Source organism: thiotrophic endosymbiont of Bathymodiolus puteoserpentis (Logatchev) (assembly GCF_900127505.1).
GTDB lineage: Bacteria > Pseudomonadota > Gammaproteobacteria > PS1 > Pseudothioglobaceae > Thiodubiliella.
Genome location: NZ_UEXF01000072.1, coordinates 1 through 12,040 on the forward strand (window position 1 = coordinate 1; position 12,040 = coordinate 12,040).

Genomic DNA, 12,040 nt, shown 5'->3' on the forward strand with positions numbered 1-12,040 from the left:
TTTTGTTGTTCGTTTAAATCAAGATAGCAACGGCTTAAACGCTTTGATGTTGTTTAGCACCTGAGTAAGTAAGTCATAATATTGTGCTTGGCACTTAACAATCACTTGTCTGCCATGTTGAAGTACTTTAGCGGCGATAGCATAGAAGCGATTGCGCACATACTTGGCTCTTTTATTGGCAAATTCAAGGGGTAATATTTGACGCATTAGTGCAAACAAGTTGTAAGACAAACTACAAATATCAAAATACAAGGCATTGGCATTAAAATCACCACAAGGCATTTGTCTTGCACCAAAATCATTTTTCAATTCTTTGATACGGTTTTCACTGTCTTCACCTCGTTGGTTGTAAAAATGGATAACCTTGCTGTCACTCAAAGTTTCAAGATTGGTGGCGATAGAGCGATAAATATATTGTCCACTGGTGATTTGTTCAGGGGCTTGGGTGCTGTTATTGCTGTCTAATTCTAAGTCTAATTCTACCTGCCCAGTAACAGAGCTCCTTTGCACGACTAAATCAAAGACTTTGCCATTATTACCCATAAAATGGCGCATTCTAAAAGTGGCTTGCCCATCAATGGCTTTGCCTTTTTTATCAACCAAAGGTTGCCATTGGTTGTCCTTATCTACAAAAATATCTTTAAGAGATTGACATATCTTTGCTCTGATACTAAATTCAATATCATGTTCAAAGCAATAATCAATAATACTGGCTTGATAGCCTGCTGCGTCTATTCTAAGTTTTTTGATGTTAGTGCCTTTAGGTAATGCGTCTTGAGAGATTTTGATAAAGTCAAGGTTGTCTTTTGCTGGTGATACATTACCCGCCCTAAAGTTAGTGGCAACAATCTGCCCTGTTTGGGCGATATGTCCTATTATTGGCATATAGCCCTTGTGTTTCTTATAAGTCCACTGAGCATCAGCTTTATTGGCAATGACTTCACTGGCATCAATATCAAGGGTGATGTTTTTGCAATGATTAAGCGTGGCTTTAAGCACAGTTTTATTGACCTTTTGTAAGGCTTTGATTCCTTGGTTGTCTTCACCTAAACGCCGAAGCCAAATGCCAATAGCCTGTGGGGTTGGCACGCTTTGATTGGTGATTAAGCGTAGCGCCTTGTCTTTGGCAATGTGGGTAGTATCATCTAAGCACTGACCACCTTCATGTTGACTTAATATCAAGGTATTGATAAAAGTGGAGGCTTTGAGTGCACAATTGCTACCAAGGGCTGGGAAGTGTTGATCAATGGTATTAGACAAACTCAATGTGTTAATGGTATGTGCAGTAGCAAGTAATCCAATGCGAGCGGTTAAAAGTTCGTTGGTAGAGGACAGTTTGTAGTTTAAAATTTTCATAAACGCAGTAAGATTTGGTTGTGTATAAAAGGGATGTGGTTGTCTTTTGTGTTTTCACCCAATGGGTGAAGCGGTTTTTTGGTTGAAATCATTATACCAGTTGGGGTTTGTGTGTTTTTTTGATTTCTATTTTTGGATTAGGGTATTTGTATTGTCAGTTACCACATAAAGCGTAAAATTTAATCCATCGTTTTTATTTTAGGATTTATCGTGAGTTCAACTGATTTCTCTTCATTAGATTTAAAACCTGATTTATTAAAAAATCTTAGTAGTTTGGGTTACGAATCAATGACACCTATTCAAGCACTCAGTTTGCCCGCTATTTTGTCGGGTGAAGATGTTATTGGGCAGGGTAAGACTGGCTCAGGGAAGACAGCGGCTTTTGGTTTGGGTCTGTTACAAAAATTGGATGTTAAGGCTTTCAGAGTGCAATCGATAGTCTTGTGCCCAACGCGTGAGCTGGCAGACCAAGTGGCAAGTGAGCTTCGAAGACTTGCAAGAAGTATTCACAATATCAAAGTTCTCACACTTTGCGGTGGTGCACCTTTTGGTCCACAAATTGGTTCATTAGAACACGGTGCACATATTGTTGTCGGTACACCAGGGCGTATTGAAGAGCATTTGCGTAAAGCCACATTAAAACTTGAATTTGTCACTATGCTTATATTGGACGAAGCAGATCGCATGTTAGATATGGGTTTTCAAGATACTATAGATAAAATTATTGAAAAAGTCCCTAGTAGTCGCCAAACCTTATTATTTAGTGCGACTTATCCTGATGGGATTGCCGATATCGCCTGTCGTGCACTTAAAAATCCTACGATACTTGAGGCACCTACTGTCCATGAAGAAGATACGATTAAGCAATATTTTCATCTAACCAATACAGACGATGAGCGTATGGGTGCACTTAGATTGTTACTTGCTAAGCATAAGCCTGAGTCTGCATTGGTATTTTGCAACACCAAAAGTGATACGCAAGATGTGGCAGATGAGTTAGCCCATTATGGATTTTATGCACTTGCCATTCATGGAGATTTGGACCAAAGAGAGCGTGATCAAGCGCTTATTCGATTTTCAAATGGCAGTGTTTCTGTGCTGGTGGCGACTGATGTGGCAGCGCGAGGTTTAGATATCAAAGATTTAGATATGGTGATTAATTTTAATATTGCACATGATGCAGAAGTGCATGTACATCGCATTGGCCGTACTGGTAGAGCAGGGAAGCATGGTGTTGCTTGTACGCTTTTTAGCGATAGAGAAACGCACAAATTAGAGACATTAGATATTGATTTATCTAATGTTAATGACCCACTACCAAGTGCTATATATTTAGATAAGCCGATTAAAAAACCGGTGATGACCACGCTAAAAATTGATGGCGGGAAGAAACAAAAACTTCGTCCGGGTGATATTGTTGGTGGGTTGACAGGTAAGGACGGTATTCCAGGGGATAAAATCGGCAAGATTAGTGTCGCTGGTAATTGGTCTTATGTGGCTGTGAGTTCAGAGTTGGTTAAGACAGCGCTTAAAAAAATTCAAAATGATAAACTTAAAGGCAAGACCTTTAGAGTTAGGATTTTGTCTTAAAATTTGCACAATATATAAAACCCCAACAATTTAAGACAACAAATTAAGATTTCTTATTTCGAACAAGTTAAACTTAACCCAACAATTCGGAGTAAAAAATTAGGGAATAACTTACATTAATACCAAAACCACAACAAATACAATAAAATAGGCAACACTTACAACACTCATGGAGCAACAATGACCCAATACACAAACACCATCAGCACATTTGAACTATTAGAAAGGTTTCCAACCGAAGAATCTGCTCGCCTATATTTTGAACAAAAACTTTGGAACAACAAACCCAAATGTCCATCGTGTGCTAATCAAACACCCGCACAAGTTTATCATCATCCTTCACGCACTGGATTATATCGTTGCAAATGTTGTCAAACCCAATTCAGTATTCGTAGTAACACAGTGATGCATGCCAGCAAAATACCGTTAAGAAAATGGCTTTATGGTATGTATTTAGTTGTGACTGCTCGCAAGGGTATATCCAGTTACCAACTTGCAAAAGAACTGGGTATTACCCAAAAATCCTCATGGTTTATGGGGCACAGAATACGCAAGGCTTGCAAAAATAACGACGCTATTCTTTCTGGAATAATTGAAATGGATGAAACCTATATAGGCGGTAAAGAGAAAAACAAACACCAACATAAGAAAACTCAAGGCACACAAGGCAGAAGCACAAAAACCAAAACCCCTGTGGTTGGCATGCGCTCTCGTGGTGGCATGCTCGTTGCTGCCAAAATGGATAAAGTCAATAGTGCCAATATTCAGACTATGATTGATAAGCATGCTGATGCCAATGCCACGCTTTGCACTGATGAAGCAACAATATATAAAGGCATAGAGGGCTATAAACAGCTAATGGTCAATCATTCTGCTGGGCAGTATGTTAACGGTATTGTGCATACTAATGGCATTGAGAGTGTTTGGGCGTTATTAAAACGCGGTTATCATGGTGTATTTCATCATTTTTCAGATAAACATATCGGGCGTTATGTTGATGAGTTTGTTTTTAGGTTGAATGATGGCAATGTTAAACGATCGACACTGGATAGAATTGATTCAATTGTGTTTGGATTTAGTGGTAATAGACTGTCTTATAAGATGTTGGTATTAATGTAAGTTAGTCCCTAATTTTATCACCCAAAACCCCTAACAACTTTTTAAAATTTCCTATATAAAATGCACTAAGAAACCTTCTTCTTATTCGGGTTCAATTGCGTTCTTTTACGCATATTTTTTACTCCGAATTGTCAGGTTAAGTTTAACTTGCTCGAATTTTTCAAAGTAAACTATGCACCAAGTCCCAAAGAATATGATAAGTGGTTAAATGAGATTCTTGCACTCTGTGAATACTGTCTGTTTCCACGGTTAAACAAATATCTACGCTGTTACTTTTTGCTATTTTTCCACCTGTTTGCCCAGAAAACCCGATAGTAGACAACCCCATTTCTTTTGCACACTCAAAGGCTTTAATTAAATTATCTGAGTTGCCGCTGGTGGAGAACCCAATTAAAACATCGTTTTTTTGAGCCAAACACAATAATTGGCGTAAAAAAATATGCTCACCGCCTACATCATTTGCAACTGCTGTCATTGTAGCAATATCAGCGGTGAGATTGGTGAATCCTAATGCTTTTCTGCCTGTGGTTACTGGGTGCATAAATTCAGTAGCAATATGCGCAGCATCACAAGCAGATCCACCATTGCCCATGGCAAATAAATGTCCATTTTGCTGGTAACATTTTGCAATCATTTGTGCAGCTTGTAGAATCTTACGATCATTTTTTTGAAAAAAATCTTGCTTTGCTTTGACACTATCAGCAACTTTTTTATGGATTGAAGAAAGTAATAATTCTGTATTAACCTCTTTTTTATTTTTATCTAAAAAAGGATATAGCCCTGACAATGTTTTATTGTTATCCATATTTTTCCTCCCTTGCGATGCTAATTGCCGCTTGCCCTAAACTGACACTACCATCGCCACAAGGTAATTTTGAATGCGTCAATAGAGTAATACCTTTTATCTTGGTAAATAATTTATTAACCAATGTTAACAATAATTGATTGTGAAATACTCCGCCTGATAATACTACAGTATTAAATTGATATATTTGTTGTAATTGCAATACAGTATCTACTAGTAATTTGGCAAGTGATAAATGAAATCGGTAGGCAATATCTTCATTTTTAACTTTATTTTCAAGATCTTTTATAATTGAAATCCAGAATTTTTTACTGTCAATATAAAAATGATTTTTTATTTTTTTTAATCCAAATTCATAAGCAGGCTGTTCTCCTGTGGTAATACATGCATCTGCCATATTTTCCAGCTCAATTGCCGCTTGCGCCTCATAACTAATTTTGTCTGTGCAAATATCTAGTAAATAAGCCACAGCGTCAAACAACCGCCCGACTGATGAGGTGTAATTTAGCGCCATATTGCCGGCTAATAATGCGTCAAAATCTGTAGTAGGCTTGCCTGAAAAATAACCATCGGCTGGTATTTTATAGTGTTTTAAGTATGCATATGCCATACGCCACGGCTCAGTTTGTGCCTTGTCTCCGCCCAGCAAAGGAATATATTCAAAATATGCCAAACGCTTAAAGCTTGAGTAATCTGCTAATAGAAATTCACCACCCCATAAATTATTGTCTGCCCCTAAACCAAGTCCATCCCAAGCTACACCAAGCACCTTATCATCGCTAATTGCCCTACCATTTTCAAATAAACAAGCAGCAATATGAGCATGATGATGCTGCACTATACTCAACTTTATGTTGTTATTTTCCGCATAATTATCTGCATATTTAGAGGATAGGTATTCGGGATGCAAATCACACACTAAGTGTTTGATTTTACTTTTGTATAATTGCTGATATAACGCAATATTATCTTGAAAATCTTGATAACTTTCCAAGGTTTTTAAATCACCAATATGTTGCGATATAATAGCGTTATTATTGGTGATCAGACAAAAAGTATTTTTTGATTCTGCGCCTACTGCCAATAAACCTTGATGACCTTCGAAACCATGAGGTAAGGGCAAAGTGCTAGGTGCATAACCTCTTGCCCTACGAATTATGGTAGTTTCATTGGCAACATATTGCACGACAGAATCATCAAGACGGTTAACAATATCACGATTGTGCATTAGAAAATAATCTGTGATATTGGTTAATTCCTGTAATGCAACTTGGTTATCTGTAATTTGAGGATTATGGCTTTTGTTGCCAGAAGTCAACACTAAAGGTTCGTCAAATTGTTGCAATAACAAATAATGTAATGGCGTGTAGGGCAACATAAAACCTAATTTTTTTTGCTTGGGCGCAACTAATGATGAAGGTGTATTATTTTTAATTATTAGCAAGACAATCGGTGCGGCATTGCTGGTTAATAATTGCTCTTCTTGCTGTGAAACTTGACAGTATTTTTGCACCATTTCTACATCTTTAGCCATTAAAGCAAAAGGTTTGTGGGCTCTGTGTTTTCTTTTTCGTAGTTCTGCTACTGCTGATTTAGAGCTTGCCAAACACGCCAAATGAAAGCCACCAACACCCTTAATGGCAATGATTTTGCCTTGTTTTAAAAGATCAGCAGTTTTTTTAATAGTATCATTAGTGACAATATCTTCACCTTCTAAGTCGGTTAATTGTAATTGTGGTCCACACTCACTACAAGCATTAGGCTGTGCATGAAAACGCCTATCGTTTGGGTTTTGGTATTCTTGCTGGCATTTTTGACACATAGTAAAACACGCCATACTGGTAGATTTTCTATCATAAGGGATTTTTTTGATAATAGAAAATCGGGGTCCGCAATTAGTGCAATTGGTAAACGCATAACCATAACGACGATTATTCTTATCAGTAATATCGTTAATGCACTCGGCACAAATGCAGGCATCAGGCAAAACTACTGTCGTATTTTTTCCATTTCTGCTGTGAGTGATATTAAAATCTAAATATGTGTTGATTTGACAATCTTCAATGGCAATATTTGTAATTGAGGCGAGTGTCGGAATGTTGTTTTTGAGCGTTGATAAAAAAAAATTGAATTGCACTTGCGAGCATTGGATAATAATAACTACACCAGCGCTATTATTATAAACCTCACCCACAACGCCTAATTGTTGTGCAGCATTGTAGATAAAAGGACGGAATCCAACCCCTTGAACAGCGCCAGAAACAGTTATTTTTTTATCAACGATTACCCCCATGGAGAGTTTATTATCTTTTAACGCTTGGTTTTTTGTCAAACACCACTTTGTATTGTTTCATGTGCTCTTTAAGCATTTTATTGAATTCCTTGGTGTAGAAATCAACCGCTGAATCAATATTTTTTTGATAGTTTTCTTTTGTCTCAGCAAGAGAGGCGGTAATAAAAGCGCTAAAGCGTGCTGATGCATAAAGCAACGCTGCATTCACAAGTTGATGATCAGGATCTTTGACTTCACACAATTGATTTGCCTCTACAATAAACACATCTGCCATTTCTATAAATCCTTTGTCTACTTGTTCTTTATTGGTTTTAATATTTTTTGTTTTATTCATAATTTTCTCTTGATTTTAATATTAACATTGATATTTAACAAATTCTAGGGAACTGGTCGCCAACAAGTTTATCAATAATCTTAGTGCCGCCAAATAGCGTATTAAGTGCTACAACGCCCTTAGGACTGTCAAAAACTTCACCAATAATACAGGCGTTTTCACCTTCTTTAGTTTGTTGCATGATTTTCAATACTTGGTCGACATATTCTTTATCTACTACACAAACCAAGGTGCCTTCATTTGCCAAATATAATGGATCTAAGCCTAAAATTTCACAAACGCCACGGGTTGGTATCCGAATTGGTAAACTGTCTTCCTGAACCAAAATAGAGACCTTGGAGTCTTGAGCAATTTCATTTAATACTGTTGCAACGCCCCCTCGAGTAGCATCACGCATCGCATGAATAGCGCCTGGAAGATTGAGTGTTTTTTGCACTAAATGATTTAACACTTGGCAGTCGCTACTAATATCAGCAGAAATAGCAAGTTCTGCCCTGTGTTGCATAATGGTCGCCCCATGGTCACCAATAAAACCATTGACAATAATTTTATCGCCAACTTGTGCATTATTTGAATGAATGCTCACATCACCTTCAATCACACCAACACCAGCAGTGTTAATAAATATTTGATCAGCGCTACCTTTTTCTACTACTTTGGTATCGCCACAAACGATTTTAACATCCGCTTCCTCGGCAGTTTTTTGCATAGATTTTATAATTTGGTCTAAAGTCTCAATCGGAAACCCTTCTTCGAGAATCAACCCGCAAGTCAAATACAAAGGCTTTGCACCACTCATTGCTAAGTCGTTTACTGTACCTGTGATAGCAAGTTTGCCAATATCACCACCTTTAAAAAACAACGGGCTAACCACAAAACTATCTGTTGTTAAAGCAAGCTGTCCTTTTGGCATATCAAAACGCGCCTGATCTTCCATTGTAGATAGATAATCATTGTTAAATGTATCCACGAAAATATCTTTTATTAAATCGCTACTTGACTTGCCACCACTGCCATGTGCCATGGTAATTTTTTTACCGTTGTATTTTTTATTCATTACTTTTTGTTGATTAAGTCAATATTTTGCCCATAAGAATAATGTGCTGAACAAGCACCTTCAGTAGAAACCATCAAGGCACCTAATGGGATTTCTGGCGTGCATTCTTTACCAAATACTTTACACTCCCAAGGCTTTAAAATGCCTTTTAATACTTCGCCACATTGACAAACATCTGGGTCAGTTACTGTTACTTCTTTGAGTTTAAACTCAACTTCAGCATCAAAATCACGGTATTTATTATTAATTTTTACCCCTGAGTGGTTGATTGACCCCAAGCCCCGCCATTCAAAAAAGTCTCGCAATTCAAACACTTCTGAGATTGGATCTAATGCACTGGCATTGCCGTCATCCAGTACTAAACGCTTGTACTGATTTTCGATTTTTGCCTCACCATTTTTAAGTTGCTTAAGAATCATCCACACAGATTGTAAGATATCTAAGGGCTCAAAACCTGCCGCAACCAGTGGTTTATGATACTCATCAGCAATAAAATCATAAGGCTTGGTTCCGATAATTAAACTCACATGTCCAGGGCCTAAAAATCCGTCAATTCGCATACCTGGAGAGTCCAATACAGCTTTAATTGTAGGGATAATAGTAATGTGGTTGCAAAATAAATAAAAATTATTTACCTCTATTTTCTTTGCCTGCATTATTGATAATGCAGTGGATGGCATGGTGGTTTCAAATCCCAAACCAAAAAACACCACTCTTTTTTCCGGATTGTTTTTTGCAATTGTGAGTGCATCTAAAGGAGAATAAACCATTCGAATATCAGCACCTTCAGCTTTTAAATCAAGCAAACTTTGTTTACTACCAGGTACACGCATTGCATCGCCAAAAGTGGTAAAAATTACATCTTTATTATTGGCAATGCTAATGCAGTTATCCACCACAGATCTTGGTAAAACACATACGGGGCAACCAGGTCCGTGCACAAAGTCTAATTTTTTAGGTAATAATTGATTTAAACCATAACGAAAAATAGAGTGCGTATGTCCACCACATACTTCCATAATTTGAATGGGGCGGTCTTCCGATAATTCAATTTCCAGACAAAGTATCTCTATCTCTTTTAGAATTTTCTTGGCTTGCTTCGGATCTCTAAATTCATCAACATATTTCATTATTTACTCCCCTGCTTTATATCCTCAATAGCTGCAGATAATTCGCCAATTTCAGCTAATATTTTGAGCGTTTTTTGTGCTTCTTCTTCATCAACTATACTGAGTGCAAAACCAACATGAACCAATACCCATTTATCAATTAAATCTTGTGCTTGATAATCTTTGTTTAATACACAGGCAATGTTTATCTCTCTAGAGACCCCCGATAAATCAACCAATGCAATTTGGTTGTCTGCATCAATAATTTTTTTAATTTGTGCTGGAACGCCTAAACACATTATTTTTTCTCCTTTAATTTAGCCGACAAACTCACATAAGTAATTATATCGGATTCACTTAAAACCATTGTTCTTTGGATTTCATTTTGTAGTTCTCTCACATTTCCAGGCCAAGGATAGCGCTCTAACGCCTTCTTTGCATTGTTGTCAACCTCAGAAATATGCTTATCAAATAACAGATTTCCTTGCTTTATAATATTCATGCAAATAGGCAAAATATCTTCCTTCCTTTCCCTTAAAGGTGGAATTTTAAATTCCATACCTGCCAATCTATAAAACAAGTCTTCTCTGAAATTATTTGCCTTTATTTCTTCTTTTAAATTTTTATTGGTTGCAGAAATGACTCTAATGTCAATAGATATATAACGATTCCCACCTAATTTACGGATTGTTTTTTCCTGTAAAGCGCGGAGTAATTTAACTTGAAAGGCAGGTGATATATCACCTATTTCATCTAAAAAAACCGTACCACCATTGGCACGCTCTAACAATCCTGTTTTATCGTTATAGGCGCCAGTAAAAGCACCTTTAACATGTCCAAATAATTCACTTTCTAGTAAATCATCTGGCAAAGCCGCACAATTCTCAATAATCAAAGGCTTACTTGCTCTAGCGCTATAGTGATGAATTGCACGAGCAAACAATTCCTTTCCCGTGCCAGATTCTCCATAAATTAAAACAGGAATGTCATAATTTGAAAATTTCTGAATATCGGCGCATAAACCATTTAACGGGCTTTTTTCAGAACGCACTAATTGATCAAAAGCATATTTTTTGCAACTGTCTTTTTGTTTTTTAGCGGGCTTAATGGTGGCAGTTGTTCTTTTTGACAAGTTACCTTTAAATTCTAAAGGTGCTATTTTATTTTTATCCTGTAAATTAAAAATTTTAACTGCATTACCAACAATAAGCCTTAAATTATCAGGCCGCCAAGGTTTGTAAAGAAATTGATAAATCCCTGCTGTGTTGCCTAATACACACAATTGCATATTTTCAAAATCTGCAATCATTAGGCGCACAACTTCTGGATATTGCTTTTGAACCTGTATTAAAAAATCTACGCCCGTGGTTTTTTCTATCACTTCATCGGCAATAATAACCTGAATGGGGTACTCATATAATATTTCCCAAGCGTCTTGAATGCTATCAACAAAATAACACTTAAAATTCTGACCAAGTGCCGCTGCATAAAGATCCCTATCAGATTTATGACCATCAACAATTAATATCTTTGCTTTGACTGGTTTTCGATACACTGATTTAGCCTTTAAGTGCAATAATACTGCTCATTTGCGCTTTTAGCCACGCATACCATTTGTTCATACCTTCACCTGTGGTAGCAGATATTTGCAGGATTTGAATTTTAGGGTTGACTTGGCGAGCATACTTTATGCATTGTTCTACATCAAAATTAAGATGTGGTAGTAAATCAATCTTATTAAGTAGCATTAAATCTGATGCTGCAAACATATCGGGATATTTAAGCGGTTTGTCTTCACCTTCGGTAACAGACAAAATAGCCACCTTGCAATATTCACCCAAATCAAACGCCGCAGGGCAGACAAGATTACCCACATTTTCAATAAATAAAACACTATCTTCTTCGATTTTTAAAGACTTAAAAGTATGCCCAATCATATGTGCATCTAAATGACAACCCTTTCCAGTATTAACTTGAATTGCGTCAACACCTGTTTTTTGAATTCTATCAGCGTCTTGAGTGGTTTGTTGATCGCCCTCAATAACTTTTAGACTTATCTCGTCTTTTAGTGCTATTAAACTGGTCTCTAAAATGGATGTTTTTCCTGACCCGGGGCTTGAAACTAAGTTTAGCGCTAAAACACCTTTCTTAGAAAAAAAGGCGCGATTTTCACTGGCATAATGATTGTTTTTTGACAAAATATCCATCTCAACCTGAACAATTTTTTCTTGACTCATTCCTGCAATATGTAATCCCGCATCTCCTTTGCCATAATGATGGTGCTGGGGATGATCATGATGTTCATGTTCGTGAGAGTGCCCATGATCATGGTCATGAGTGTGTTCGGTTTCGTTACATCCACATACTGTGCACATAT

At 37.0% G+C, this 12,040-nt stretch carries 11 protein-coding genes; 2 read left to right on the top strand and 9 right to left on the bottom strand.

Going from position 1 to position 12,040, the window contains the following annotated elements:
- Positions 1-18: 18 nt before the first annotated feature.
- Positions 19-1,356 carry an IS1380 family transposase gene (locus BHECKSOX2_RS08525; protein WP_139682100.1) on the bottom strand — a complete coding sequence of 446 codons (1,338 nt, stop codon included), beginning with the start codon at positions 1,354-1,356 and terminating at the stop codon, positions 19-21.
- A gap of 210 nt (positions 1,357-1,566) precedes the next feature.
- On the opposite strand from BHECKSOX2_RS08525, the gene dbpA reads away from it, so the two are divergent.
- Together dbpA and BHECKSOX2_RS08535 are read left to right on the top strand one after the other, a co-directional pair.
- On the top strand, positions 1,567-2,946 hold the full coding sequence (dbpA, locus tag BHECKSOX2_RS08530; protein WP_139683235.1) for an ATP-dependent RNA helicase DbpA: 1,380 nt from the start codon (positions 1,567-1,569) through the stop codon (positions 2,944-2,946).
- A 180-nt stretch (positions 2,947-3,126) separates the two neighbouring features.
- A complete protein-coding gene (locus BHECKSOX2_RS08535; RefSeq protein ID WP_139683236.1) occupies positions 3,127-4,065 on the top strand; it encodes an IS1595 family transposase in 939 nt (312 codons plus the stop codon).
- Positions 4,066-4,225: 160 nt separating this feature from the next.
- On the opposite strand, the gene BHECKSOX2_RS08540 is transcribed toward BHECKSOX2_RS08535, so the two are convergent.
- From BHECKSOX2_RS08540 to hypB, 8 genes are read right to left on the bottom strand one after another with little or no spacing between them, the layout of a single operon-like run.
- Entirely contained in the window at positions 4,226-4,870 is a 645-nt protein-coding gene (locus BHECKSOX2_RS08540) for a D-sedoheptulose-7-phosphate isomerase (protein ID WP_139683237.1), read from the bottom strand.
- Positions 4,863-7,202 (bottom strand): carbamoyltransferase HypF, encoded by a 2,340-nt coding sequence (hypF, locus tag BHECKSOX2_RS08545; RefSeq protein ID WP_139683238.1) that lies wholly within the window; start codon positions 7,200-7,202, stop codon positions 4,863-4,865. Before hypF ends, BHECKSOX2_RS08540 begins: the two co-directional genes overlap by 8 nt.
- Complete coding sequence (locus BHECKSOX2_RS08550) at positions 7,174-7,497, bottom strand: DUF3144 domain-containing protein (protein ID WP_139683239.1); 324 nt, start codon at positions 7,495-7,497, stop codon at positions 7,174-7,176. Before BHECKSOX2_RS08550 ends, hypF begins: the two co-directional genes overlap by 29 nt.
- 34 nt (positions 7,498-7,531) lie before the next feature.
- A complete protein-coding gene (gene hypE / locus BHECKSOX2_RS08555) occupies positions 7,532-8,554 on the bottom strand; it encodes a hydrogenase expression/formation protein HypE (protein WP_090714954.1) in 1,023 nt (340 codons plus the stop codon).
- On the bottom strand, positions 8,554-9,684 hold the full coding sequence (gene hypD, locus BHECKSOX2_RS08560; RefSeq protein ID WP_090714956.1) for a hydrogenase formation protein HypD: 1,131 nt from the start codon (positions 9,682-9,684) through the stop codon (positions 8,554-8,556). Before hypD ends, hypE begins: the two co-directional genes overlap by 1 nt.
- The gene (locus BHECKSOX2_RS08565; RefSeq protein WP_090714958.1) at positions 9,684-9,962 is read right to left on the bottom strand and encodes a HypC/HybG/HupF family hydrogenase formation chaperone; all 279 of its coding nucleotides are present in this window, start codon (positions 9,960-9,962) and stop codon (positions 9,684-9,686) included. Before BHECKSOX2_RS08565 ends, hypD begins: the two co-directional genes overlap by 1 nt.
- Positions 9,962-11,218 carry a sigma-54-dependent transcriptional regulator gene (locus BHECKSOX2_RS08570; protein ID WP_180323733.1) on the bottom strand — a complete coding sequence of 419 codons (1,257 nt, stop codon included), beginning with the start codon at positions 11,216-11,218 and terminating at the stop codon, positions 9,962-9,964. The genes BHECKSOX2_RS08565 and BHECKSOX2_RS08570 overlap by 1 nt, the downstream gene beginning before the upstream one ends.
- Before the next feature lie 4 nt (positions 11,219-11,222).
- Entirely contained in the window at positions 11,223-12,038 is an 816-nt protein-coding gene (gene hypB / locus BHECKSOX2_RS08575; RefSeq protein WP_139683241.1) for a hydrogenase nickel incorporation protein HypB, read from the bottom strand.
- Positions 12,039-12,040: the final 2 nt, after the last annotated feature.

Bases quoted from the DNA above. Each gene is read 5' to 3' on its own strand.
- BHECKSOX2_RS08525 (WP_139682100.1), bottom strand. From the start codon at position 1,356: ATGAAAATTTTAAACTACAAACTGTCCTCTACCAACGAACTTTTAACC.
- BHECKSOX2_RS08535 (WP_139683236.1), top strand. From the start codon at position 3,127: ATGACCCAATACACAAACACCATCAGCACATTTGAACTATTAGAAAGG.
- BHECKSOX2_RS08540 (WP_139683237.1), bottom strand. From the start codon at position 4,870: ATGGATAACAATAAAACATTGTCAGGGCTATATCCTTTTTTAGATAAA.
- BHECKSOX2_RS08550 (WP_139683239.1), bottom strand. From the start codon at position 7,497: ATGAATAAAACAAAAAATATTAAAACCAATAAAGAACAAGTAGACAAA.
- hypE (WP_090714954.1), bottom strand. From the start codon at position 8,554: ATGAATAAAAAATACAACGGTAAAAAAATTACCATGGCACATGGCAGT.
- hypD (WP_090714956.1), bottom strand. From the start codon at position 9,684: ATGAAATATGTTGATGAATTTAGAGATCCGAAGCAAGCCAAGAAAATT.
- BHECKSOX2_RS08565 (WP_090714958.1), bottom strand. From the start codon at position 9,962: ATGTGTTTAGGCGTTCCAGCACAAATTAAAAAAATTATTGATGCAGAC.
- hypB (WP_139683241.1), bottom strand. From the start codon at position 12,038: ATGTGCACAGTATGTGGATGTAACGAAACCGAACACACTCATGACCAT.